At 68.2% G+C, this 24,288-nt stretch carries 16 protein-coding genes; 6 read left to right on the top strand and 10 right to left on the bottom strand.

Going from position 1 to position 24,288, the window contains the following annotated elements; all coding sequences use genetic code 11:
* Positions 1-73 precede the first annotated feature (73 nt).
* The 4 genes from sitI6 to KY661_RS07100 form a co-directional block, all read right to left on the bottom strand.
* The gene (gene sitI6 / locus KY661_RS07115; RefSeq protein ID WP_225409477.1) at positions 74-598 is read right to left on the bottom strand and encodes a SitI6 family double-CXXCG motif immunity protein; all 525 of its coding nucleotides are present in this window, start codon (positions 596-598) and stop codon (positions 74-76) included.
* Between the two features lie 218 nt (positions 599-816).
* The gene (typA, locus tag KY661_RS07110) at positions 817-2,658 is read right to left on the bottom strand and encodes a translational GTPase TypA (RefSeq protein ID WP_225409476.1); all 1,842 of its coding nucleotides are present in this window, start codon (positions 2,656-2,658) and stop codon (positions 817-819) included.
* A 160-nt stretch (positions 2,659-2,818) separates the two neighbouring features.
* Positions 2,819-3,727, bottom strand: a complete 909-nt coding sequence (locus tag KY661_RS07105; protein WP_225409475.1) for an alpha/beta fold hydrolase — start codon at positions 3,725-3,727, stop codon at positions 2,819-2,821.
* A gap of 4 nt (positions 3,728-3,731) precedes the next feature.
* Positions 3,732-5,306, bottom strand: coding sequence for a sigma 54-interacting transcriptional regulator (locus KY661_RS07100; protein WP_225409474.1), 1,575 nt, complete (start codon positions 5,304-5,306; stop codon positions 3,732-3,734).
* Positions 5,307-5,419: 113 nt separating this feature from the next.
* On the opposite strand from KY661_RS07100, the gene KY661_RS07095 reads away from it, so the two are divergent.
* The 4 genes from KY661_RS07095 to coaD all read left to right on the top strand — a co-directional run bounded on the left by KY661_RS07095 (position 5,420) and on the right by coaD (position 8,642).
* Positions 5,420-6,427, top strand: a complete 1,008-nt coding sequence (locus KY661_RS07095; protein WP_225409473.1) for a cation diffusion facilitator family transporter — start codon at positions 5,420-5,422, stop codon at positions 6,425-6,427.
* A gap of 84 nt (positions 6,428-6,511) precedes the next feature.
* Complete coding sequence (locus KY661_RS07090) at positions 6,512-7,555, top strand: hypothetical protein (protein WP_225409472.1); 1,044 nt, start codon at positions 6,512-6,514, stop codon at positions 7,553-7,555.
* Between the two features lie 4 nt (positions 7,556-7,559).
* Complete coding sequence (gene rsmD / locus KY661_RS07085) at positions 7,560-8,117, top strand: 16S rRNA (guanine(966)-N(2))-methyltransferase RsmD (protein WP_263436752.1); 558 nt, start codon at positions 7,560-7,562, stop codon at positions 8,115-8,117.
* A gap of 33 nt (positions 8,118-8,150) precedes the next feature.
* Positions 8,151-8,642, top strand: a complete 492-nt coding sequence (coaD, locus tag KY661_RS07080) for a pantetheine-phosphate adenylyltransferase (protein ID WP_075008545.1) — start codon at positions 8,151-8,153, stop codon at positions 8,640-8,642.
* A gap of 15 nt (positions 8,643-8,657) precedes the next feature.
* On the opposite strand, the gene KY661_RS07075 is transcribed toward coaD, so the two are convergent.
* The gene (locus KY661_RS07075) at positions 8,658-9,257 is read right to left on the bottom strand and encodes a hypothetical protein (protein ID WP_225409471.1); all 600 of its coding nucleotides are present in this window, start codon (positions 9,255-9,257) and stop codon (positions 8,658-8,660) included.
* Between the two features lie 120 nt (positions 9,258-9,377).
* On the opposite strand from KY661_RS07075, the gene carB reads away from it, so the two are divergent.
* Together carB and KY661_RS07065 are read left to right on the top strand one after the other, a co-directional pair.
* Complete coding sequence (gene carB / locus KY661_RS07070) at positions 9,378-12,620, top strand: carbamoyl-phosphate synthase large subunit (RefSeq protein WP_225409470.1); 3,243 nt, start codon at positions 9,378-9,380, stop codon at positions 12,618-12,620.
* A 144-nt stretch (positions 12,621-12,764) separates the two neighbouring features.
* Positions 12,765-14,147 (top strand): ammonium transporter, encoded by a 1,383-nt coding sequence (locus tag KY661_RS07065; RefSeq protein ID WP_225409469.1) that lies wholly within the window; start codon positions 12,765-12,767, stop codon positions 14,145-14,147.
* A 48-nt stretch (positions 14,148-14,195) separates the two neighbouring features.
* On the opposite strand, the gene KY661_RS07060 is transcribed toward KY661_RS07065, so the two are convergent.
* The 5 genes from KY661_RS07060 to KY661_RS07040 all read right to left on the bottom strand — a co-directional run bounded on the left by KY661_RS07060 (position 14,196) and on the right by KY661_RS07040 (position 24,124).
* Complete coding sequence (locus KY661_RS07060) at positions 14,196-16,091, bottom strand: glycoside hydrolase family 30 beta sandwich domain-containing protein (protein WP_225409468.1); 1,896 nt, start codon at positions 16,089-16,091, stop codon at positions 14,196-14,198.
* A gap of 28 nt (positions 16,092-16,119) precedes the next feature.
* Positions 16,120-17,469, bottom strand: a complete 1,350-nt coding sequence (locus tag KY661_RS07055; RefSeq protein WP_317987224.1) for a glycosyl hydrolase family 18 protein — start codon at positions 17,467-17,469, stop codon at positions 16,120-16,122.
* A gap of 207 nt (positions 17,470-17,676) precedes the next feature.
* Complete coding sequence (locus tag KY661_RS07050) at positions 17,677-18,702, bottom strand: NADP-dependent oxidoreductase (protein WP_225409466.1); 1,026 nt, start codon at positions 18,700-18,702, stop codon at positions 17,677-17,679.
* A 93-nt stretch (positions 18,703-18,795) separates the two neighbouring features.
* Positions 18,796-22,035 carry a glycoside hydrolase family 3 protein gene (locus tag KY661_RS07045; RefSeq protein ID WP_225409465.1) on the bottom strand — a complete coding sequence of 1,080 codons (3,240 nt, stop codon included), beginning with the start codon at positions 22,033-22,035 and terminating at the stop codon, positions 18,796-18,798.
* 190 nt (positions 22,036-22,225) lie between these two features.
* Complete coding sequence (locus KY661_RS07040) at positions 22,226-24,124, bottom strand: RICIN domain-containing protein (RefSeq protein ID WP_225409464.1); 1,899 nt, start codon at positions 24,122-24,124, stop codon at positions 22,226-22,228.
* Between the last annotated feature and the right edge of the window lie 164 nt (positions 24,125-24,288).

The following is a 24,288-nucleotide window of genomic DNA, read 5'->3' as shown; positions in this document are numbered from 1 at the left end:
TCTGCCGACGCCCTCGCTGCTGCCCATTGTGGACACGCCTCTGCTCGCGAATGCTGCCTGAGGCGGTGAACGGTTACGGCTCACGCTGGTCCGGAGGAATACAGTCTTCATGAAGTAAGCCTAAAGGAAGAAGTTCGAGTTCCACCAATTGGGGTGGGTTCTTCTTCTGCCGGAAGCGCACATCCATGCTGCATCCCTTCAAACCTTGAAGCCCTTCGGCCTGAAGTTGCTCCAAAGCTCCGCGCTGCATCATCAGCACCCACGGAGAGGGAATAACGAGCGGGCCGAACGTGCCCTGGGCGGTTCCCACAAAAGGTCCAAAGTCCGTACCGGGATGAAGCACGGTTCCCGGGACCAGTGAACGGACCGACTCACGCAAGCGTTCAAACTCCGCGAAGTCTTCTTCCAGGCGAGGCTCCTGGAGTTTCTCGCGCTCAGGGTGGTTCGTCAGATCCACGGAAGGGTAGGCAACGGCTCCCGTGCTCCACGCCGACTTGCAGAGGGGACAGCGAACGCCAGGTAAGCTCCAGCGGTGCTCGCCTTCGATCTCGCCCGTGTGCCGTGAGGCCTCGATGCCCTCGATGAAGTAAAACAGCATGGGCTCACCTTGCGTTGCCAGGGACCGGCTGGGGCCGACCTGCCAATGCTGCCAGGAGCGGAGATGAGTCCGCCCCGGTAGGATCCAGCCCTTCGTCCCGAGCGCGTTCACGTCATGCAGTGTGGCACGGTGGGGCTGGAGCACGGGGGGACAGAAAGCAAAAGGCCCCGCGGAAGAATCCACGGGGCCTTCGCTGAACTTCCGGTGCCTGAGAAGGCTTACTCGTCGCTGCGCTCTTCGCGCTTGCGGTCACGCTCGGCGCGGTAGCGGTCGCCCGAGGACAGCGCCTTCTTGCGCATGCGGATCGACTTGGGCGTCACCTCCACCAGCTCGTCGTCGGCGATCCACTCCAGCGCCTTCTCCAGCCCCATCTCCCGCGGCGGGGTGAGGATGACGTTCTCGTCACGGCCTGCGGCGCGGATGTTCGTCAGCTTCTTCTCGCGGCAGCAGTTGACGTTCAGCTCCGAGGGGTGGGCGTGCTCGCCGATGATCATCCCCTCGTACACCGTCACGCCCTCCTCCACGAAGAGGTAGCCGCGCTCCTGGATGCTGAACAGCGCGTAGGGCACCGTCTCGCCCAGGCGGTCGGAGACCATCGCCCCGTTGCTGCGCTTGGCGATGTTGCCGAACCACGGCTCGTAGCCGTCGAACTGGCTGCTCATGATGCCCTCACCGCGCGTAATCGTGAGGAACTCCGAGCGGAACCCGATGAGCCCGCGCGCCGGGATGCGGAACTGGAGCCGCGTGCGGCCCGAGCCCAGCTGCACCATGTCCACCATGCGGCCCTTGCGGGGCCCCAGCCGCTCCGTGACGACGCCCACGCTGTTCTCGGGCACGTCGCACACCATCAGCTCCATCGGCTCGTGGAGCTTGCCGTCGACGTACTTCGTCACCGGCTCCGGGTTCGAGGCCGTCAGCTCGTAGCCCTCGCGGCGCATCGTCTCGATGATGACCGCCAGCTGGAGCTCACCGCGGCCCACCACCTTGAAGGCGTCCGGCGTCTCGGTGTCCTCCACGCGGATCGCCACGTTGCGGTAGGACTCGCGGTACAGGCGCTCGCGCAGGTTGCGGGAGGTGACGTACTTGCCCTCCTTGCCCGCCAGCGGCCCGTCGTTCACCCGGAAGATCATCATCATCGTGGGCTCTTCCACGGTGATGCGCGGCAGCGCCACGGGGTTGTTCGGGTCGGCGAGGGTGTCGCCGATGGAGATGTCCTCGATGCCCGCGATGGAGACAATCTCGCCGGGGCCCGCGTCCTGGATTTCCGTGCGCTTCAGGCCCGAGAAGCCGTACAGCTTGACGATCTTCCCCGGCTGCAGCTTGCCGCCCTCGCGAATCACCGTCACCGGCATGTTCGGGGTCAGCTTGCCCGACTGCACGCGGCCCACCGCGAGGCGGCCCACGTAGTCGTCGTAGTCCAGGTTGGCCACCAGGAGCTGTGCCGTCTCCAGGTCGCTCTTGGGCGGGGGCGGGATGTAGGTGAGGATCGCCGAGAAGAGGGGATCCAGCGTCTTGCCCGGCTCCTCCAGCTTCAGCGAGGCCTGGCCCTGGCGCGCGATGGTGTAGAGCACCGGGAACTCGAGCTGCGTGTCATCCGCGCCCAGGTCGATGTAGAGCGAGTAGACCTGGTCCAGCACTTCCTTGGCCCGGGCGTCCTGGCGGTCGATCTTGTTGATGACCAGCACCGTCTTGAGCCCCATGCCCAGCGCCTTGCCGAGCACGAAGCGCGTCTGGGGCAGGGGGCCTTCGGCCGCGTCCACCAGCAGGATGACGCCGTCCACCAGGCGCAGGCCGCGCTCCACCTCGCCGCCGAAGTCCGCGTGGCCCGGCGTGTCGATGATGTTGATCTGCGTGCCCTTGTAGGACACGGCCGTGTTCTTCGCGAGGATGGTGATGCCCTTCTCGCGCTCGAGGTCGTTCGAGTCCATCACCCGTTCAACGACCGCCTCATTGGTGCGGAAGATGCCCGCCTGGCGGAGCATGTGGTCAACGAGTGTGGTCTTGCCATGGTCAACGTGGGCGACGATGGCGACGTTCCGGATGTTTTCGCGAGCAATCATACGAGCAGGACTTTGTGCTGAGGGTACGGGTGCCTTCCGTTTTGCAGGAGGACCCTGAACCCACCGGAACGCACGAGGCGGGCGCTTATATGCCGCACGCCTCCCGCCTGCAATCAGCGTGCGTACCCCCTGCCTGAGCAGGGGGGCCCCACCCGGGTGCCTACCCCCCTGTGCGAGGGGGCGGGGACAGGCCCAGCCGCCCCTGGAGGAAGCGGCCTACTTGCAGCTCCACGGTGTCCCGGTATTCCAGGGGGACGGTGTGGGTGCCCTGCGGCAGGAGCAGCAGCTCGGCCCCGGGGATATCCCGGGCCATCTCCCGGGACAGCCGCACGGGGGTGAACTTGTCCCGCCCCCCACCGATGATGAGCGTGGGCACGTCCACGTAGGGCAGGTGATCCCTGGCGCTGTGCTGGGCCATGGACTCCAGCGTGCGCACGAACACCACCGGATCCATGGAGGCCAGGTGCTTGAAGTAGGGGACCATGTCCTGGCGGGCGATGCGCTCCCGGTTGAGCTCCACCAGGATGGCCACCTGCATGGCCAGCTCGGTGCTCAGCACCGCGCGCACCAGCCGGGCGGCGGGCCGGGGGTAGCGCTCCACCGTGCGGCGCAGCAGCGGGAAGAGGCGCTTGAGGACGGTGGAGTCGTGGAAGGTGTCCAGCGGGTTGCCGTAGCTGCCGCAGATGAGCACCAGCCCCTTCACGCGGCGCGCATGGCGGCGGTGGAACTCCAGCGCCACCTGCACGCCGATGGAGTGCCCGAAGAGCACCGCCTGCCGCAGGCCCGTGGCGTCCATCAGCCGGGCCAGGTCGTCACAGGTGTAGAGCATGCCCAGGCGGGCCAGGTCCCGGGGCACGCTGGAGCGGCCATGGCCCCGGTAGTGCCAGCGCAGCACCCGGTGGTTCCGCGCGAGGTAGGGGGCCAGGTACTTCCAGGCGAAGCCGTCGCAGCCCAGCCCGTCACAGAGCACCATCGCGGGCGCGTCCCCGCGGGGCTCGCCCAGCAGTTGGTAGTAGATCCGCGTCCCATCGGCGAGCGGGAGGAAGTCCTGGCGGAAAAAGCGTCCCATGGTCTCAGTCTTCCTCTCCGGCCTCGTCCGGTCCCCGTGCCAGCCCGTACCGGGCGATCTTCAAGATGAGGTTGGAGCGGCTGATGCCCAGCTCCCGCGCCAGCCGGCTCTTGTTGTGCTGGGTGCGCGCCAGCCCGCGCTGAATCATCTCCCGCTCCAGGGCCTCCACCGCCTCGGGCAGCTTGCCGGTGGCCCGCAGGGAGGGGCCCGCCTGGCCGCCGGGCAGCACCGCCTCCTGGATGCGCGGGGAGATGAGCGCCGCGGGCAGCCACTCCCGGTCCCCGCCGAGCACCAGCAGCCGCTCGATTTCATTCTCCAGCTCGCGGATGTTGCCCGGCCAGTGGTAGGCGTTGAGCAGTGGCAGGGCCTCGGGCTCCAGCCCCCGGGCGCGCTGGCCCTCGCGGTGGTGCTTGCGCAGGAAGTGCTCGATGAGCACGGGCAGGTCCTCGCGCCGCTCACGCAAGGGGGGCAGGTGCAGCCGGATGACGTGGATGCGGTAGTAGAGGTCCTCGCGGAACTCCCCCCGCTGGACGAGCTCCGCCAGGTTCTTGTGGGTGGCGGCGATGACGCGCACATCCACCTCGCGGGGGTGGGTGCCGCCCACGGGCAGGAAGGTGCCCTCCTGGAGCACGCGCAGCAGCTTGACCTGGAGCGCCGGGGACATGTCGCCCACCTCGTCCAGGAAGAACGTGCCCCCGTCGGCCACCTCGAAGAGGCCCTTCTTGTCCCGCGTGGCCCCGGTGAACGCCCCCCGGGTGTGGCCGAACAGGGCGCTCTCCAGGAGGTTGTCGTTGAAGGCCGAGCAGTTCTGGACGACGAAGGGCTTGTCCCTCCGGGGGCCGCTCTGGTGGAGGGCGCGCGCCACCAGCTCCTTGCCGGTGCCGGACTCGCCGTTGATGAGCACGGTGGAGTCCGACTGGGCCACCTTCTCCATCAACTTGAGGATCTCCTGCATCGGTCCCGAGCGGCCGATGAGCGTCTCGAACGCGGAGCCTCCCGGGGAGGGGGGCGGGGGCGCGGCCGGGGGCTCGTCCCCCGGGGGCGTGGACTCCTCGTGGCGGAGAATCTCGTGGATGGCCAGTTCCAGCAGGTCCGACAACTTGCCCATCTCCCGCGCATCCAGCAAGGGCACGCGCGCCAGGGCGCGATCCAGATCCGAGGCCACCGGCACCAGTTCACGCAGTTGCGACTTGAGGTTCAGCGCCGTCTGCTCCTCCAAGGGGTGCCGGAGCAGCCCCTGGACGAAGAGCATCCCCTCGTATTCGGCATCGAGGTAGAGCGGCGCCCCCACCAGGGTGAAGTTCAGGTGGCAGTCCTGGGCGAGCGCCTGCCGCAGCCGCGTGTTGCCCTTGAACTTCTCGTGCAGCGAGCGCAGGGACTCACTGCACCGGCGCTCACCCTCCGGGGCCAGCACCGACAGCCGGCAGAAGTCATGCGGGGGCAGGGGAGGCGCTCCGCCGCGCCAGCCCTGCACCACCCCGTGTTTGTCCGCGAAGGTCAGGTCCGCTTGCCACCACTTGCGAATGAGTTCCCTGAGCAGGATGATGGTGGGCAGATTCTGGTACTTCTCGAAATCCATCCTTCTCCTCGCGTGCCTGTCCCCCAATTGGACAGCCTCAACCCCAAGGGTGTCCGAATTTCAGCCACCGGCCCTATTGTGACATCCGCACGCTGTCCGAAGGGTTCTTTCCCGTGACTACATCAGCACACCCGCCTGGCAAGACGAAGCACGGGCATGGCGGAGGGCATGACCATGATCACCACGGTCATGATCACTCCCACGGCCATGGCCACGGGCATGGCCCGTCCGGCAGGCCCTCCCAACTGGCGGACGAGCGGCGCAAGGACCGCAAGCGGCTGCTGTTCGCGCTGGTGCTGACGGCCACCATCGCGCTGGCGGAGGCGGTGGGCGGCTACCTCACCAACTCGCTGGCGCTGATGTCCGACGCGGGCCACATGCTGACGGACATCTCCGCGCTGGCGCTGAGCCTGCTGGCGCTGTGGTTCGCGGGCAAGCCGGCGGACCTGAAGAAGACCTACGGCTACTACCGGATGGAGATCCTCAGCGCGCTCTTCAACGGCATGCTGCTCTTGGGGCTCACGGCGGTCATCGTCTACGAGGCCTGGCAGCGCTTCCGCGAGCCCGCGCCGGTGCAGCTCGGGCCCATGGCGGTGGTGGCGCTCGTGGGCCTGGCGGCGAACCTGGCCGCGCTGGGCTTCCTGCACCGCACGCACTCCATGAACGTGCGCGGCGCGTTCCTCCACGTGCTGGGGGATGCGCTGTCCAGCGTGGGGGTGCTCGTGGGCGCCGGCATCATGGCGCTGACGGGCTGGTACGTGGTGGATCCGCTCATCTCCATCCTCATCTCCATCGTCATCGTCGTGGGCGCCATCCGGCTGGTGCGCGACGCGGTGGATGTGCTGCTGGAGGCGGTGCCCGCGCACGTGGACCTGGAGTCGGTGAAGACGCTGCTGATGCAGGTGAGCGGGGTGAGCGCCGTGCATGACTTGCACGTGTGGACCATCTCCAGCGGGCTGTACGCGCTCTCGGCGCACCTGGTGGTGGCCGACCCCAGGGTGTGCAACAACGATGAGATTCTCTCGTCGGTGAAGCACGAGCTGTTCGACCGCTTCGGCATCGATCACACCACCATCCAGATCGAAAGCGAGACGTACGCCCACCTGGGCGAGGTGCACTGACGCCCGGGGCGGAGCGGTGGGCAACGGACGCTCGCGTGGCAGTTGGCTTGCGGAGCTGGCAGAGCCGGCACATAACGGCGTGCAATGAGCGTGCTGGAGAAGGTGCTGACATTGCGGCCCGCAAACGTCGTGGCGCGGCTGGGGCCGGGCTCCCAGGTGCCGGTGCTCAGCCCCCATGAGCTGCTCCGGGCGCTGGACGGGCTCCCCATGGCGTTGCCGTGCCTGCCCGTGCAGACGAAGGCGGCCCTGCCGGGCTTGTTGCGCGCGGCGCGGGCGGAGGATGCGGTGCTGGGGCTGGCCTGTCCGCACCCCCTGGCGGACCGGGGAACGGCGTTGCGCTTCCTGGAGGCGGTGAAGGCCGCGGCCCAGGAGGCCGAGCACCGGCGCCCCCTGTTCCTCCAGGCGGGGCCGGTGCGGGTGTCCCCCTCCGGGCCGGAGGGGCTGCAGTCCCAGCAGGAGGCCATCTTCCACCTGGTGGATGCCGGGTTCTCCCTGGTGTCGCTGGATGTGTCGCGCTGGGACACGGACGGGGCGGTGGGGGCGGTGCGCACGCTGGTGGCCCCCTTGCGGGAGCGGGAGCTTCCGCTGGAGCTGACGCTGCCGGCGCCCGCGACCGGGTTCGCGACCTTGACGGACACGGCCCGCGCGCTGCTCGAGGGGCTGCGCCAAGAAGGCGTCCCGGTCCGCTTCGTGCGGATTCCCCTCGGGGCGCTCGGAGAGGGCGAGCCGGACGTGGCGATGCTGCGCGCGCTGGTGGAGCTGGCCGCGGAGTACGGCGCGAGCGTGACGGTGGGCGGCGTGGCGGAGCGCTCGGCGCGGGCGCTGCCCACGTTCGTGGCGGCCGGGGCGCGGAAGCTCGACTGTGGCGGCCCCTTCGAGCGGCTGTCCCTGGCGGCCTGGCCCCCGGAGGCCCGGGCCTTGGTGGAGCGGAAGGCCCAGGCCCTGGGGCTTCCGCCCGGCGAGCTGCTCAGCCTGTTGGAAGAGCAACTTCCCGCGCTGGAGCCCGCCGCGCGCGAGCGCCTGGAGGCGCTGTCCTTCTCGGAGGCGACCGAGGTGCTGGCCGCGCTCGGGTCGGGGAGAACCGGTTGGCGCTCCATGGAGTGGCTGGCCGAACATCGGAGCGAGTGAGCACATGCGAATCGTTGCTGGCAGTGTCCGGGGCCGTGCCCTTCAGGGTCCCAAGCCCACCTCCCGGCACATCCGTCCCACGGCGGACCGGGTCCGGGAGACGCTCTTCAACGTGCTCGGCCAGTTCCTGGAGGGCCAGGCCGTGTTGGACCTCTACGCGGGCACGGGCGCGCTGGGGCTGGAGGCGCTCTCCCGGGGGGCAGGCCGGGCGGTGCTGGTGGACTCGGACCGCGAGGCCCAGGCCCTGTGCCAGCAGAACACCCAGGCCCTGGGCTTCTCTGACCAGGTGGAGCTGCTGTCCCTGCCGGTGGCGCGGGCGGTGGCGCAGCTCAGCCAGCAGGGCCAGGCCTTCGAGCTCATCTTCGCCGATCCGCCCTATGCGGCGCGGGTGGTGGAGACGGTGCTGGAGCAAGTCACGCGCTCGAAGCTGCTGACGGCCGGGGGCATGCTCGTCGTCGAGCACGACAAGCGCGAGGAGGCGCCCGAGGCCCACGAGGGGCTGGAGCGCGTGGATCAGCGCAAGTTCGGGGACACGGTGGCCAGCTTCTACCGCAATCCTTGACCGGCCCGGGGGGCCCGCCGAGACTCCCGGGCCATGCCGGTGGCCATCTATCCAGGTTCGTTCGATCCGCTCACCAACGGGCACCTCAGCCTCATCCAGCGCGGCCTCAAGATGTTCGACCGGCTCATCGTGGCCATCGCGGTGAACCCCAAGAAGACGCCGCTGTTCTCGCTGGAGGAGCGCAAGGTGCTCATCCGCGAGGCCTGCCAGGATGACCGGGTGGAGGTGGACTCCTTCCAGGGCCTGCTGGTGGAGTACGCCAAGCAGCGCCAGGTGCACGTCCTCATCCGCGGGCTGCGCGCCGTGTCGGACTTCGAGTACGAGTTCCAGCTCGCCAACATGAACCGCAAGCTGGCCCCCGGCATCGAGACCGTCTTCATGATGACCGGCGAGGACTACTTCTACATCTCCTCCCAGCTCGTCCGGGAGGTCGCCTCTCTGGGCGGGGACGTCTCGGGGCTGGTGCCCGCCAACGTGAACGCGAAGCTGCTGGAGAAGTTCGGGCACACCCCGCCCAAGCCCTGAGCCGGCGCGCGCGCCTCAGTCGGTATAGGCGAAGGCGTGCGGCAGGCCTTCCCGCGGCGCCCGGAAGAGCAGGACGGCGGGGTGCCCGGAGAGGTTGGCGACGGCCACGTAGAGGTCCGGCTCCTTCAGGGCCCCGAGCCCCAGCCGCGCCGGGGGCTTGCCGTACTTCTTCTCCATCTCGGCCAGGGACAGCACCTCAATCCCGTAGAGCGTGATGAGATCCGTGCGCTTCTGCCGGAGCTGCTTCACCCACGCCGTCACCAGCTCGGGCGCGGTGCCATACCGCTTGTCCTCCAACTGGAAGGGGTAGAGCAGCTCTTCCGCGAAGCTCCGGACATCCCCCATCAGCAGGTTCTCGAAGATGGCGCGGGCTTCCGTTTTCACCCGGTTCCGGATCTCCGCGTCCGAGGCCGCCGTCGCCGGAGCGGCCGGAGGGGGAGCGGGCGGGGGCGCCGAAGGCCGGGGGGCAGGAGCCGCCGGGGCGGGCGGGGGCGAAGGGGTTGCGGCGGGGGCGGGCGTGGGGGCAGGTGCGGCGGCCTCGGGCGCCGGGTCCGGCGCCTGGGCGAGGGCAGGGGATGCGAGGGACAGGAGCAGGGCCAGGGACCAGCGACGCATGGAGCCTCCAGGAGCCGGGGGGTTCTATCAGAGCCGGGTACCGCCGGCCGTAGGTAGGTGAGCGGGCAACTTCAATCCCCACGTGCATGTGCGGGTGGAGGTTGGTATGGGGGGCGCCCGATGCCCAAACGAAGTGATATCCGCAAGGTTCTCGTCATTGGCTCGGGCCCGATCATCATTGGGCAGGCCGTCGAGTTTGATTACTCCGGCACTCAGGCCATCAAGGCCCTGAGGGATGAAGGGGTGGAGGTGGTGCTGCTCAACAGCAACCCCGCCACGGTGATGACGGACCCTGAGTTCGCCCACCGCACCTACATCGAGCCCATCTCGGTGGAGTCCGCCGAGAAGATCCTCGCCGCAGAGCGGCCGGACTCGTTGCTGCCCACCATGGGCGGGCAGACGGCGCTCAACCTGGCCAAGGCGCTGGCCGAGCAGGGCATCCTGGAGAAGTACGGGGTGCGGCTCATCGGCGCCTCGCTGGAGGCCATCAACAAGGCCGAGGACCGCCAGCTCTTCAAGGCGGCCATGCAGAAGATCGGCGTGGCGCTGCCCAAGAGCGGCTACGCGAAGACGATCGACGAGGCCCTGGCGCTCGTGGAGGAGATTGGCTTCCCGGCCATCATCCGGCCCTCGTTCACCCTGGGCGGCACCGGCGGCGGCATCGCTTACAACCGCGAGGAGTACGAGACCATCTGCCGCTCGGGCCTCAAGGCGAGCCCCACCTCCACCATCCTGGTCGAGGAGAGCGTGCTGGGCTGGAAGGAGTACGAGCTGGAGGTGGTCCGCGACTCGGCGGACAACGTCATCATCGTCTGCTCCATCGAGAACCTGGACCCCATGGGCGTCCACACGGGGGACTCCATCACCGTGGCCCCCTCGCAGACGCTCACCGACCGCGAGTACCAGCGGATGCGGCAGGCCTCGCTGGCCATCATCCGGGAGATCGGCGTCGAGACGGGCGGCTCCAACATCCAGTTCGGCATCCACCCGCGTGACGGCCGCATGGTCGTCATCGAGATGAACCCGCGCGTGTCGCGCTCCAGCGCGCTGGCCTCCAAGGCCACGGGCTACCCCATCGCCAAGGTCGCCGCGAAGCTGGCGCTGGGCTACACGCTGGACGAGCTGCGCAACGACATCACCCGCGACACCCCGGCCTCGTTCGAGCCCACCATCGACTACGTGGTGGTGAAGATTCCCCGCTTCGCCTTCGAGAAGTTCCCCAAGGCCAACCGCACGCTCACCACGAGCATGCGCTCGGTGGGCGAGGTGATGGCCATGGGCCGCACCTTCACCGAGGCGTACATGAAGGCGCTGCGCTCCATGGAGCTGGGGCGCCTGGAGCTGGAGTCCCCGGAGCTGCCCACGGACAAGGAGGAGCGCGAGAAGGTGCTGCGCGAGGCCCTCCGGGTGCCGCGCCCCGAGCGCCCCTGGTTCGTGGCGCAGGCCTTCCGCGAGGGGCTCTCGGTGGAGCAGGTGCACGAGCTGTCGGCGATCGATCCCTGGTTCCTGCGGAAGATCGAAGGTCTGGTGCACCGCGCGCAGGCGCTCCAGGAGTTTGGCCGGCTGGACCAGATTCCCGACGAGGTGCTGCGCGAGGCCAAGGCGAACGGCTTCTCGGACAAGTACCTGGGGAGTCTGCTGGGTTACCCGGAGGCGGAGGTGCGCGCGCACCGGCACGCCCGGGGCATCCGGCCCGTGTACAAGCGCGTGGACACGTGCGCCGCGGAGTTCGAGGCGTACACGCCCTACCTGTACTCCACCTACGAGGAGGAGGACGAGGCGCCCCCCACCGAGCGCCAGAAGGTGCTCATCCTGGGCAGCGGCCCCATCCGCATCGGCCAGGGCATCGAGTTCGACTACTGCTGCGTGCATGCCGCGTTCGCGCTGCGCGAGGCGGGGTACGAGACGGTGATGGTCAACTGCAACCCGGAGACGGTGTCCACCGACTACGACACGTCGGACCGCCTGTACTTCGAGCCGCTGACCATCGAGGACGTGCTGGAGGTGTCCCAGCGCGAGAAGCCCATCGGCGCCATCGTCCAGTTCGGCGGGCAGACGCCGCTGAAGCTCAGCGTGCCCCTGGAGAAGGGTGGCCTGCCCATCCTCGGCACCTCGCCGGACGCCATCGACCGGGCCGAGGACCGCGAGCGCTTCGCGGCGCTCATCGAGAAGCTGGGGCTGACGCAGCCGGAGAACGGCGTGGCGCGCAGCCACGAGGAGGCGTTCCGCATCGCCGAGCGCATCGGCTACCCCGTCATGGTGCGCCCCTCCTACGTGCTGGGCGGCCGGGCGATGGAGTCCGTGTACGACGCCTCCAGCCTGGAGCGGTACATGCGCGAGGCGGTGAGCGCCTCGCCCGAGCACCCGGTGCTCATCGACCGCTTCCTCAAGGACGCCATCGAGGTGGACCTGGACCTGGTGGCCGACCGCACCGGGGCGGTGCTGGTGGGCGGGGTGCTGGAGCACATCCAGGAGGCCGGCGTGCACTCGGGCGATGCCGCGGCCACGCTGCCGCCGCACTCGCTCTCGCCGGACCTGGTGGAGCGGATGAAGGACCAGGCCATCTCCCTGGCCCGCGAGCTGAAAGTCGTCGGCCTGATGAACGTGCAGTTCGCCATCCAGGGAAAGACCATCTACATCCTGGAGGTGAACCCGCGCGCCAGCCGCACCGTGCCGTTCATCTCCAAGGCCACCGGCGTGCCGCTGGCGAAGTTGGCGGCGCTCTGCATGGTGGGCAAGACGCTGGCGGAGCTGGGCCACACCCAGGAGGCCGAGTTCAAGCACGTGGCGGTGAAGGAGTCCGTGTTCCCGTTCGCCCGCTTCTCCGGGGTGGACGTCATCCTCGGGCCCGAGATGAAGTCCACGGGCGAGGTGATGGGGCTGGCGGACGACTACCCCTCCGCCTTCGCCAAGAGCCAGCTCGCCGCGGGCGTGAAGCTGCCGCGCTCAGGCCGCGTGTTCATCTCCGTGAAGGACGAGGACAAGCCCGCGGTGGTGGACCTGGCCCGGCGCCTGCGCACGATGGGCTTCGAGCTGGTGGCCACCAGCGGCACCCACTCTTACCTGGCCAAGAAGGGCATCCAGGCCCAGCAGGTGCAGAAGGTGAAGGAGGGCCGGCCCAACATCGTCGACAAGATCGTCGATGGGGCCATCGTGCTCGTCATCAACACCACCTTCGGCAAGCAGGAGATCGCCGACAGCTTCTCCATCCGCCGCGAGGCGCTGATGCACGGCATCCCCTACTACACGACCGTGCAGCAGGCCCGCATGGTGGTGGGCGCCCTGGAGGCCCTGCGGCGCTCGGACCTGAGCGTCAAGCCGCTCCAGGACTACCTGCAGATCGCCCGCTCGCCCGCCCGCTAGTCCCCACGTCCACCCACAAGACTGGAAATTAGGCTAACTGCCGCCGGATTTAGCCTTGTGGGTGGGCAATTAGTACGAGAGGGCTTGAAATTTAGGCATCTCATCTGCACGATGCAGTGCGTCGGTCTCTGCAGAGGAGAAGCCATGAAGAAGGGGTGGGCGGTAGCGGTCCTGGCGGTCCTGGCGGTCCTGGGCGCATTCGTGACACCGGCGGCCCAGGTGAAGCAGGGAGGACCCATCAACGCGGCCGACACGGCCTGGATCCTCACCGCCACGGCGCTCGTGCTGTTGATGACGCCCGGGCTGTCGTTCTTCTACGGCGGCATGGTGCGGCTGAAGAACGTCGTGTCCACGCTGCTCCAGAGCTACATGGCCATGGCCGTCATCACCCTGATGTGGGTGGTGGTGGGCTTCAGCCTGTGCTTCGGTGACAGCTTCTACGGCCTCATCGGAGACCCCCGGACGTTCTTCATGTTCAGCGGCGTGGGTGGGGAGACGCACCCGGACCTGGCGCCCACCATCCCGCTGATGCTCTTCGCGCTGTTCCAGCTGAAGTTCGCCATCATCACCCCGGCGCTCATCACCGGCGCGTTCGCCGAGCGCGTGCGCTTCAAGGCGTACGTCCTCTTCATGGTGCTCTTCAGCCTGTTCATCTACGCGCCGCTGGCGCACTGGACGTGGCACCCGGAGGGCTTCCTGCGCAAGTGGGGCGTGCTCGACTTCGCGGGCGGCACGGTGGTGCACATGTCTGCGGGTTTCGCGGCGCTGGCCGGTGCCCTGGTGCTGGGCCGCCGCAAGGTGCACGTGGAGAACATCACCCACACGCCCGCCAACCTCCCGTTCGTCCTGCTGGGCACGGGCATGCTGTGGTTCGGCTGGTTCGGCTTCAACGCGGGCTCGGCGCTGTCCGCCTCGTCGCTGGCCACGCTCGCCTTCGCCACCACCAACACCGCCTCGGCCTCCGCCATGCTCACGTGGATGGCCTTCGACTGGATGCGCGGCCGCAAGCCGAACGCCATGGGCGCCTGCGTGGGCGCGGTGGTGGGCCTGGTGGCCGTGACGCCCGCGGCCGGCTTCATCACCGTGGGCCAGAGCATCTTGGTGGGCTTCGTGGCCAGCGTCGTCAGCAACGCCGCGGCGCACTTCAAGAGCCGCACCGCGCTGGATGACACCCTGGATGTGTTCCCCTGCCACGGCCTGGGCGGCGTGGTGGGCATGGTGCTCACCGGCGTGCTGGCCAAGGACGTGGGCCTCATCACCGGCAAGACGGACACCTTCCTGATGCACCTGCTCGCGCTGGGCATCGTCACCGTCTTCTCCTTCGCGGGCTCCTACCTCCTCTACAAGGTGGTCAACCTCATCGTTCCGCTGCGCGTCACGCAGGCGCAGGAGGAGGAAGGGTTGGATCTCAGCCAGCACGGGGAGACCGTGGGCGAGACGGCCGTGGCCGCCGCCGCGCCCGAGGCTTCCCCGGCCCTCAAGGCCGAGGCGCCTACCCCGGAGCGCTCCGTTCCGGTCCCGGCGTAGGCGCCCATCGGCCGGTGCCCAGGAACAGGGCACCGGCGGCAGGGGAGGCTACTGCTTGACGAGCTCGAACTGGTCGAAGGCCGCCCAGTTCTGGCCGTTGGCGTCGCTGTAGACGCCGATTTCGACGGTGCCCGTGGTGACCGGGATGTTGTTGATGGTGTACTTCGTCCACCCCGTCACCGCGCCCGTGCCGATCTCCGCCGTCAGCTCGGCGCCGCCGTGGTTCTTGGCGTACAGGCGCAGCGCGCGCTGGCCGCCGCTGGAGCGGACCCAGACGCCGGCGCGGTAGGTACCGTTGGCCACGCCCTTCGTCTGGCCGTTGAGCTGCTGGTAGGCGGCGGCCGAGTAGTGGGTGAGCTTGTAGTTGCCCGTGTACACGGTGTCGGTGTCCACCTTGTGGGCCAGCTCTGCGCTGTGCCACTCGGAGTTCCAGGCCGACAGGTTGCCGTTCTCGAAGCCGGGGTCGGTGAGCAGGTTCGTGGGCGTGGGGCCGGCCTCGCGCGTCCAGACGTACGTGCCCACCGTCTTCGCCGGCAGCGTGGCGAGCAGCTCCCACCCGTCCGAGGACAGCTTGAAGCGCTGGCTCGCGGCGGTCTGGTTGATGACGACGGACACCACCGTGTTGTCCGGGTTGAGGAAGGACACGTTCGTCACGGTGCTGGCCGAGCCGTAGCTGCTGGAGATGCGCTTGGCGCCCGCCTTCACGTACTTCGAGTACTGGCCGAGGAGGTAGTACTCGGGCAGCGCCCAGTACGTGTCAGGCGCGGAGGCGCTCTGGATGAGCATCGTGGGGCCCGGGGTTCCGGTCCACTTCTCCGGCTGGATGTTGCTGTCCAGCATCGTCACCCAGGAGTTGTACCCGGCCGCCCAGTTGCGGAAGTACTGCGCCATCCGGTCCGCGCCCGCCGTGCCCCACACGGCGCGCTCGGTCATCAGGATGTTCTTGTTCGGGTAGGCGTTGCGCACCTCGGTCATGACGCTGGGCTCGCCCGCGTAGTCGTGGAAGGCCACGCCATCCACCGCCGCGTTCGACGCGGCGTCATCCAGGAGGGTGGGCACGTAGGACCAGGCCGAGTCGAAGTTGTGGTCATACGCCCAGATGCGCGTGCTCAGCCCGTGCGCGTTCAGCTCGTTCTTCAGCGCGAGCGTGAGCTGCTTGGACTGCGCGGGGCTCACCGAGGTGCTGGGGTAGTCCGGAGCCGTGTACAAGGGCTCGTTCTGGACCGTCATCGCGTAGATGGGGATGCCCTGCTGCTGGTAGGCCTGGATGGCCTTGCGGTAGTACACCGCCAGGGTGGGGATGTGCTGCGTCAGCAGCTTGCCGCCGATGAGGCTGCCGTTGTCCTTCATCCAGGCCGGCGGGCTCCAGGGGCTGGCAAAAATTTTCAGGTTGGGGTTGACCGCCAGCGCCTGCTTGAGCGTCGAGATGATGTTGTAGTCGATGTCCTTCTGGATCGAGAAATACGTGAGGTTGGGGTCCGTCTGTCCCGCGGGCCGGTCGTCGTACGTGTAGAAGGCGCGCGCGGTGAAGTCAGAGGCCCCGAAGGTGATGCGCAGCAGGTTGATGCCCGCGCCGGTGGCGGGATCCAACAGCCGCTTGAGCACCTCGGTCCGCTTCGCCAGGGACATGCGCGACAGGTTGTAGATGGTCGACTCCTCCATCGAGGTGCCGATGCCCAGCATGGTCTGGTACTGCACCGCGGGGTCCACCGCGAGCGTCGTGGCCTGCGTGGTGGTGGGGCTCGTCAGGGCGATGTTGGCCTGCGGGCTCAGGGCGTAGGGAATGGAGGAGGGCCCGCTGAACCAGCTGCCGTTGCCCGGGTTCTTCTCGGAGCTCCAGATGACTTGCGCGGTGGGGGCGGCCGAAGCGGCCGTTCCCGCGGCGAGGGTGCCCAGGGCAATGGCCGAAGCCGCCCGGCGCTTCCACGTCGTCAGAGAATTCATGGTGTGTACTCGGGGGGGGCGCGAGGGCTTACTGCTTGACGAGCTCGAACTGATCGAAGGCCGACCAGTTCTGGGCGTTGGCGTCGCTGTAAACGCCGATTTCGACGGTGCCCGTGGTGACCGGGATGTTGCTGATGGTGTACTTCGTCCACCCCGTCACCGCGCCGGAGCCGACCTCCGCGGTCAGCTCGGCGCCGCCGTGGTTCTTGGCATACAGGCGCAGCGCGCGCTGGCCGCCGCCGGAGCGGGCCCAGACGCTGGCGCGGTAGGTGCCGTTGGTCACGGACAGCGACTGGCCCGTCACCTGCTGGTAGGCCGCGGAGGCGTAGTGGGTGAGCTTGTAGCTGCCCGCGTAGACGGTGTCCGTGTCCACCTTGTGCGCCAGCGCGGCGTTGTGCCACTCGGAGTTCCAGCTCGACAGGTTGCCGTTCTCGAAGCCGGCGTTGGCCAGCAGGTTGCCCGTCACCGGGGGCGTGGTGCCCTGCGCCCGCTGGTAGATGGCCGTCAGCAGCGAGGCGCTGCCGGTGGCGTCATCCGAGATGTCCCAGATCATCACGCCGCCGCCGCGCTGCATCCCGAGCGTGGTCTTCGACTGGATGGTGGCGATGCCGTTGTAATAGACGTCGCCGACGTTGTCCTTGTAGGGCGCCTGCGAGTCACGGGCGACCAGGGACTTGTAGCCCTCGTAGGTGGACGGCGAGCGGCCGTAGAACGGCACGCCCAGCACGGCCTTCTCCTTGGGGAGGCCGCGGCCCAGCCAGTAGTCCAGCGACTGGACGGCGTAGGTGTACGTCGAGTGAGGCTGGCCGCCGTCGTAGGCCATGATGTTGAGGAAATCCACGTCGGCGAAGGTGGCCGTGGGGACGCCGCCGCCCGTGTAGCCGTTGGCGACCACGGCTGCGGTGAGCAGCTTGCCGCGGCTGTGCATCGCGGTGGACAGCTCGCGCATCAGCGCCGCGAAGTTGTTCGCCGAGGTGCCCGGATCCGGGTACTCCCAGTCGATGTCCACGCCGTCCAGCCCGGCCTGGTTCACGTAGTTCACCAGGTTGTTGACGAAGGCCGTGCGGGTGCTGGGGTTGGCGGCCAGCTGCTCGAAGCCCGAGTCATTGCCGTTGTTCCATCCGCCCACGGCGATGGAGACCTTGACGCCCCGGGCGTGCGCCGCGGACACCAGCGAGCGGAGCCGGCTGTCGCTGCTGCTGGGCCCGGTCAGCCCGCCCTGCGCGGTGGGGACGATGAACGCGTAGTTGATGTGGGAGAGCTTGTCGTACTGGATGGCGTTGACGTCGCCCGCCCAGCTGGGGAAGTAGCCCACCACCTTGGTGGCGAGCGCGGGCTGCTCCTGCGTGGCCGTGGGCTCCTCGGTGGGAGCGTCCATCGGTCCGGAGCAGGCTGCCAGCGCGCTCAGGCAGGCGGCGCCAAAGACCAGGTGTCGAAACGGGGATACGAAGCGGGCCAAGGGGGGGTCCTCTCTGTTCCAGCGGGTGTCCAGAAGGCAGGGAAAAAACTGCCTTCCGGGTTCGCTGGGATAGAGGCGGACAACCTGATTTTCGGGTCAAAGGCCCGTGTCGTATTCTGCCGGGGCTCAGACGGGGGAGGCCAGCTTCACCACCATCTTCCCGGTGTTGTGGCCCCGCAGCAGGCCGATGAAGGCCTCGGGCGCCTTGTCCAGCCCCTCCACCACTGTCTCCACCTCCTTCACCTTCTTCTCGCGCAGCCAGCCGCCCACATCGCGCAGGAAGTCCGGGCGCCGCTCCATGTGGCGCTCGTCGCTGATGATGAAGCCCTGCAGCGTGAGGCGCCGGGCCACGGCCAGCATGAGGTTGCGGGGGCCGGGCGCGGGCGCCGTGGCGTTGTACTGGGAGATGGCGCCACACAGGACGATGCGCCCGTAGTTGTTCATCTTCCCGATGGAGGCCTCCAGGTGCTCGCCGCCCACGTTGTCGAAGTAGACGTCGATGCCGTCGGGGCAGGTGCGCTCCAGGGCCTGCGCCACCGGGCCGTCCTTGTAGTTGAAGGCGTCATCGAAGCCGAGCTCCTCGCGCAGGTGCTTCACCTTCTCCGCGGAGCCCGCGCTGCCCACCACCCGGCAGCCCTTGAGCTTGGCGATCTGCCCCACCAGGCCGCCCACCGCGCCGGCCGCGCCGGAGACGAACACCGTCTCGCCGGCCTGGGGCTTGCCGAGATCCAGCAGCCCCACGTACGCCGTCATGCCCGGCATGCCGAGCACGCCCAGGTACGCGGACAGCGAGCCCACGCCCGGGTCCACCTTCATGTACTGGTTCGCCGGGGCGACGTGGTACTCGCGCCAGCCGCCCATGCCGGTGACGAAGTCTCCCTCCTCGTAGCCCAGCGCCTTGGAGTGGACCACCTGGCCCACCACGCCCCCGTCCAGCGGCTGGCCCACCTGGAAGGGGGGCACGTAGGACTTCACGTCGTTCATGCGCCCGCGCATGTACGGGTCCACGGACATGAACAGGTTGCACACCAGGATCTGCCCCTCGGCGGGCTCGGGGACGGTGGTCTCCACCAGCTCGAAGTTGGCGGCGGTGGGCTCGCCCTGGGGACGGGACTTCAGGTGGATTGCACGCCCTTTGAGTTCCTTGGCCATCGCGGTTCCTTCCCTTGGGGAAAAAAGAAAGACGGGGCGCTGAACTAACAGCACCCCGTCCCGATGGCACCCCAGAATCGCGGGGGGGTTCCGCTACTTCACGACCCGGATGTTGCGCAGCTGGAAGTGGATGTTGCCGCCCTGGTCACCCCAGGCCGGGAGCATCTCCAGGACGGAGCTGAGCTTCGCGTTGTTGAAGCCAGCCTCGTAGTCGCCCCGCGCGAAGGGCAGCTTGAACGTCGCCCAGGTCCCCACCGCGGGCCGGGTGACGATGTCCTGGATGTCGCCGGTCCGGCACGTGTCGGCCTTGCGGTCACACACCATCTTCACCCAGAAGTTCTGGGTGCTGGTGCCGTAGTCGAGCACCTTGATGTCGAACTGCACGCCGCCGGTCTCCGCCAGGGACGAGACATCCAGGAGCCAGTCGTTGTGCACCGGCAGGGTGAACACGCCGTTGCCGCCCTTGCCCTTGAGGTCCTCGAAGACGACGTCGATGACCTTGCCGTCCGCGGTGTCGAGCGCCGCGTTCACCTTGATGGTGCCACCGGACACGGACGACCAGGTGGAAGGGGCGCCGAACAGGGCGGTGTTGAGCGTCCCATTGACGTAGACGTCCGTGGCGTCCGTGAGCTTCTGGACCCCACCGGACGTGCCGCCGCAGGTGATGTTCCCGGCCCGGTTGGGCTCCCAGCGGATGTTGGCCACCGTGAGCTCCATCGCGCCCAGCGAGTTGATCACGATGGGCGTGTTGACGATGGAGAAGTCCGTGCCGGCGTCGGCGAAGCACTGCAGCGGGATGGCCATCTCCTGCCACGTGTTGATGGGCATGGCCTGGAGCTTCTGGGTCACATCGACTTCCCCGATGCACGGGTGCTTGCAGTCCACCCGGACCTTCACCGTGCTGACCGGCGCCTGGGTCAGGTTGGCGTCGAACACCAGCGCCCCCTGGGCGACCAGGTAGCCCTTCAGGTCCCGCGTGTTGTTGCCATTGGCGCTCTGCGAGTAGATCTGGCCTTCGCTCACCCAGGTGGTCTTCACGGCCGCCCACTGCAGGCCGTTGCGGTCACCCACGGGCATCGCGGTGACTTCGCCCGCGGGCGTCTGGGTCTTGTCGGCCGTGCTCAGGGCGACGTCCACCGCCCAGTTGGAGGGGGCACCGATGCGCAGCACCCAGCCGTCCTGGTTGTCGCGGTTGAACACCTCCAGGGGGACCGTGGCCGCGGGCCCGTCGGGCAGCTCCACGCCGCAGCCCTTGGCGGGGCTCTCCTCGGAGTGGGCGGCCTGCTCGGGCGAGGCCGCGTAGGTCATCCCGTAGCCGTAGGCGAAGAGCGGATCATAGCCCGCGTCGTTGCGGTTGAGGGACGTCTGGCAGCCGGCCTTCGGCCACGAGTAGGAGAGCTTCCCGGTGAAGTCGAAGTTGACCGAGTCATCCTCCTTGCGGAACAGCACGTCCGCCATGCCGTCACCCTCGGTGCCCGGCAGCCACGCGGCGACGAAGGCGTCCGAGCGGTTGAGCTCCTTGTTCGCGTAGAGCGCGCGGCCGGAGTACAGCACGGTGACGATCTTCTTCACGCCCTTGGCCTTCAGGCTGTCGATGAGCCGCAGGTCCTCGGGGCGCAGCTTGGCGAGCTCCAGCGTCTTCACATCACCGAGGTCGCCGTTGCCCTCGGCGTAGGGCGTCTCGCCGATGGCGACCACGGCCACATCGAAGGTGTCGTTGGCCATGGCGCCGTCGGCGCTCTCGTCGAGCACGGCGTTGGGGGCGATCTTCTGGATGGCGCCCCAGAGCGTGGTGCCGCCGCCGAACTGCTCGTTGGTGTTGTTCGTGCCCTGCCAGGTGAGCGACCAGCCACCGGACTGGTTCGACAAGTTGTTGGCGCTCTTGCCCGCCACGAGGACCTTCGCCTTGCGCGACAGGGGCAGGGTGCCGCCGTTGTTCTTGAGCAGCACCAGCGACTTGCGCACGGCCTCGCGCGCCACGGCGCGGTGCTCGGCGGTGCCCAGCTCCCGCACGGTGGTGCGCTCGGAGGGCTTGGGCTTGTCGAACAGCCCCATGCGGAACTTCACCCGCAGGATGCGGCGCACGGCGTCGTTGATGCGCTCCTCGGAGATCTCCCCGCTGCGCACGGAGGCCAGGGTGTTCTGGATGAAGGCCTTCCAGTCCGAGGGCACCATGATCATGTCCATGCCCGCGATGATGGAGGCGGCACAGTTGCTCGTGGTGCAGTCGACGGGGGAGTCGCTGTTCTGCGTCGTCAGCTGGCCGATGCCGTTCCAGTCCGAGATGAGGAAGCCATCGAAGCCGACCTTGTTCTTCAGCACGTCGGTCATCAGGTACTTGTGGCCGTGCATCTTCCGGGCCTTGGCGTTCGCGCCCTCGGCCGTGTTCTGCCAGCTGTTGAACGAGATCATCACCGTCTGGGCGCCGGCCGCCAGGGCGGTGAAGTAGCCGCGGGCGTGGAGGTTGAGCAGCTCCTCCTCGGAGGCGACGCTGACGCCCTGGTCCTTGCCCTTGGTGGTGGCGCCATCGCCCAGGAAGTGCTTGACCGAGGCGGCCACCTTCTCGCCACTCTTGGCGTCCTTGCCGAGCTGGCCCTGGAGGCCCTCGGTGATCTTCCCGGCGTACGCCGCGACGATCTGCGGGTCCTCCGAGTAGCCCTCGTAGGTGCGGCCCCAGCGGTCATCGCGGACCACGGCCACCGTGGGTCCGAAGGCCCAGTCGATGCCGGTGCGCGCCACCTCGCTCGCCGTCACCTCGCCGATGCGCTTGAGCAGCTCCGGATCCCGCGTGGCGCCCAGGCCGATGTTGTGCGGGAACATCGTCGCGCCCTTCACGTTGTTGTGCCCGTGCACCGCGTCCGTGCCCCAGATGATGGGGATGGGGCGGGGGTTCACCGGGTCCATCGAGGCGGCCCAGAACGCGTCCGCCTTGGCCAGCCACTCCTCGACGGTGGCGTCCTTCTTGCCGTTCGGCCAGTTGCCGCCGCCGTTGAGCACCGAGCCGATGTGGTACTGGGTGACTTCCGCGGGAGTGATGCTGTCGATCTGGGGCTGGGTCATCTGCCCCACCTTCTCCTCGAGCGTCATGTCCTTCATCAGCGCGTCGATGCGGGCCTCCAGGGCCTCGTCACGCGGGAAGGCGCTCTGCACCCGGGGCCAGTCCGTCAGGCGCGTCAGCTCGGGGATGGCATCGGCCGGGGGATCCACTGGATCCGTGGGGTCCGTCGGCTGGTTCGGCGTGGGCTTCTCGTCGTCATCCGAGCACGCTGCTTGGGACAGCACGAGCAGGGCGGTGAGTGGAGCGAGCTTCCTCCAGGCGGTAAGCCGTCTCATGTCTTCTCCTTCGGGGGTGGTGGTGGAGGATGGCGGTCCAGCGAGTGCGCAAACTCCGGGCAATGGCCTATCAGAAGGGGATGACACGCTGAAATGAAACAGTCCCGTGCCCCCTCGAATGTCGAGCGGAGCACGGGACTGGGATGGCCTCCCGCGTCATTGACGCAGGCCGTCACGGCATTAAAACGTGTTACATCGGCTCAAGCCGGAATTGCTGACAATCATTGTTGGCCCAGGCCCACTGCTGGATCCGGGCACCGTCGGTGCTCGTGGCGCAGTCGGTGACGTCCAGCACCTTGCCGCTGTGGCGGGCCTCCAGGCGGTTGAAGCCATTGCCGAGGGAGATGGGCTTGAACTGCTGGTGGGTGGCCCCCGTGACGCTCCACTGCTGGAGCTTCGCGCCATCGGCGGCGCTCATGTCGGCGACATCCAGCGCCTTGCCGCTGTAGCGCGACACGAAGCGGTAGTAGCCGTTGTCGGTGGCCTCCATGGACCACTGCTGGCTGGAGCCGGTGTGGCAGCCCCACTGGTGGATGGCGGCGCCGTCCATGGTGCTGGGGCCGGAGACGTCCAGGCAGCGGCCCGTGGCCTTGTTCACGAGGCGGTAGGCGGTGGCCGCCGCGCCCCGGCTCCACTTGAAGGAGGCCACCGAGCGCGCCGGCAGCGTGTAGTCAAAGGACTGGCCGGCCCAGCGCACCTTGAAGGTGATGGCCTGGGAGCCGTTGGAGTTGTGCGCCACCATCGACAGCGAGCCGTCCGGGTTGCGGAAGGCCACGGTCTCGATGTTGTTGTTGCCCAGCGACGTGGACGACAGGCGCACGGCGCCCGCGCGCACCACCTTGGCGAAGTGCGCCCAGGCGTAATAGTCCTCGTTCTTCGTGTAGGTGCCGTTGCCGTTGTTCACGGTGAGCATGCCGCGGCAGTTCGTGCAGCCCCCCACGCGCGGGCCGTTGTTGGGATCCAGCGCGATGTTCCAGTACAGCGAGGTGCGCGCCCAGTTGCGCAGCGGGCCGATGATGTTGTTGCGCAGCTCCCACGACAGGTTGCCGGCCGCATCCGTGGCCCACGCACCGCCCGAGCACTCGGTGAAGTGGACCTCCTCGTTGGGGAAGCTGTTGCGGAAGTCGGACTGGACGCTGAAGGCCCCGTCCGCGCTCTCGTAGCAGTGGTAGGCCACGCCGGCCAGCGCGCTCTGGGCCTGGCCGCCGTTGTGGTTCATCACGTCGAACGGGAAGCGCGACGTGCTGCCGTTCTCGTGCCAGTTGTGGTCCCACGCGAGGAGCTTCACCCCGCCGAAGCCGGCGCTGTTCAGCGCGGGCCGCAGGTTGTTGGCCGCGAAGTTCGACTGGTCCGCAGGCTCCATCTGCATGGAGGCGTAGTCGCCGGCGGCGTGGTGCGGCTCATTCTGGATGAGGAAGGCGTGGATGGGCAGCCCGTGGCCGCTGTAGGCCTGGAGGAACTTCACGAAGTAGTTGGCGTACAGGCCGTACTGATCGTTGCGCAGGTAGCCGCCGCCGGTGAGCGAGTTGTTGAACTTCAGCCAGGCGGGCGCGCTCCACGGCACCGCCATGATCTTCACCTCGGGGTTGATCTGCCGCGCCTGCTGCAGGAGCGGAATGATGTAGGGGACGTCGTGACTCACCGAGAAGTCATTCAAGTCACAGCACGTCTGGTCGTAGGTGTAGTGGCTGCGCGCGAAGTCCGACGAGCCCATGGGCAGGCGGATCACGTTGTACCCGCCGCCGCTGCCCACGTTGAACAGATCGTTCATGATGGCGTTGCGCTGGGGCGAGTTGAAGATGAGCCAGGCGGACGAGTCGGTGAGCGCGCCGCCAAAGCCATCGATGGTCTGGTACGTCACCGCCTCGTTGACGTCGATGGCGGTGGAGGTGCCGCTCTCCGGGCCGAACTTCTTGGCGGCCTCGGCGCTCAGCTTCTTCGAGAGCGTGTTGCCCGAGCTGGTGGTCAACCAGACCTGGACGGACTCGCCCGCGGCGTGCGCGGCGGAGAAGGGAAGGGCGCCCAGCATGAGCGCGGCGAGGGTCAGCTTGCCGCGCGAGGCACGGGGCGAGGGGGACTGTGGGTTCATGAACAACTCCAGAAGGGGGAAAACACTCGCGCCCGGTCACTCAGGGGAGCGGCCGGGCGCGGAGGGCTGGTGCAAGGGCTACGGACAGGGCGGGGTGCAGATCAGCTCCCCGGTGATGGGGTGCTTGTAGCAATGAGGAGTACAGTCCGCGGCAGCTGCGGCGG

This window comes from Allostigmatella hybrida, assembly GCF_020103775.1.
GTDB lineage: Bacteria > Myxococcota > Myxococcia > Myxococcales > Myxococcaceae > Hyalangium > Hyalangium aurantiaca.
The sequence above is the reverse complement of the archived record's forward strand: the minus strand, read 5'-3'. Positions and strand labels throughout refer to the sequence as shown.

What these genes read in the sequence shown, in the direction of transcription:
- carB (WP_225409470.1), top strand. Translation starts at nt 9,378, where the DNA reads ATGCCCAAACGAAGTGATATCCGCAAGGTTCTCGTCATTGGCTCGGGC.
- KY661_RS07065 (WP_225409469.1), top strand. Translation starts at nt 12,765, where the DNA reads ATGAAGAAGGGGTGGGCGGTAGCGGTCCTGGCGGTCCTGGCGGTCCTG.
- KY661_RS07055 (WP_317987224.1), bottom strand. Translation starts at nt 17,469, where the DNA reads ATGGACGCTCCCACCGAGGAGCCCACGGCCACGCAGGAGCAGCCCGCG.
- KY661_RS07100 (WP_225409474.1), bottom strand. Translation starts at nt 5,306, where the DNA reads ATGGATTTCGAGAAGTACCAGAATCTGCCCACCATCATCCTGCTCAGG.
- typA (WP_225409476.1), bottom strand. Translation starts at nt 2,658, where the DNA reads ATGATTGCTCGCGAAAACATCCGGAACGTCGCCATCGTCGCCCACGTT.
- KY661_RS07060 (WP_225409468.1), bottom strand. Translation starts at nt 16,091, where the DNA reads ATGAATTCTCTGACGACGTGGAAGCGCCGGGCGGCTTCGGCCATTGCC.
- KY661_RS07050 (WP_225409466.1), bottom strand. Translation starts at nt 18,702, where the DNA reads ATGGCCAAGGAACTCAAAGGGCGTGCAATCCACCTGAAGTCCCGTCCC.
- KY661_RS07090 (WP_225409472.1), top strand. Translation starts at nt 6,512, where the DNA reads ATGAGCGTGCTGGAGAAGGTGCTGACATTGCGGCCCGCAAACGTCGTG.
- KY661_RS07040 (WP_225409464.1), bottom strand. Translation starts at nt 24,124, where the DNA reads ATGAACCCACAGTCCCCCTCGCCCCGTGCCTCGCGCGGCAAGCTGACC.
- KY661_RS07105 (WP_225409475.1), bottom strand. Translation starts at nt 3,727, where the DNA reads ATGGGACGCTTTTTCCGCCAGGACTTCCTCCCGCTCGCCGATGGGACG.
- KY661_RS07045 (WP_225409465.1), bottom strand. Translation starts at nt 22,035, where the DNA reads ATGAGACGGCTTACCGCCTGGAGGAAGCTCGCTCCACTCACCGCCCTG.
- sitI6 (WP_225409477.1), bottom strand. Translation starts at nt 598, where the DNA reads ATGCTGTTTTACTTCATCGAGGGCATCGAGGCCTCACGGCACACGGGC.
- coaD (WP_075008545.1), top strand. Translation starts at nt 8,151, where the DNA reads ATGCCGGTGGCCATCTATCCAGGTTCGTTCGATCCGCTCACCAACGGG.
- rsmD (WP_263436752.1), top strand. Translation starts at nt 7,560, where the DNA reads ATGCGAATCGTTGCTGGCAGTGTCCGGGGCCGTGCCCTTCAGGGTCCC.
- KY661_RS07075 (WP_225409471.1), bottom strand. Translation starts at nt 9,257, where the DNA reads ATGCGTCGCTGGTCCCTGGCCCTGCTCCTGTCCCTCGCATCCCCTGCC.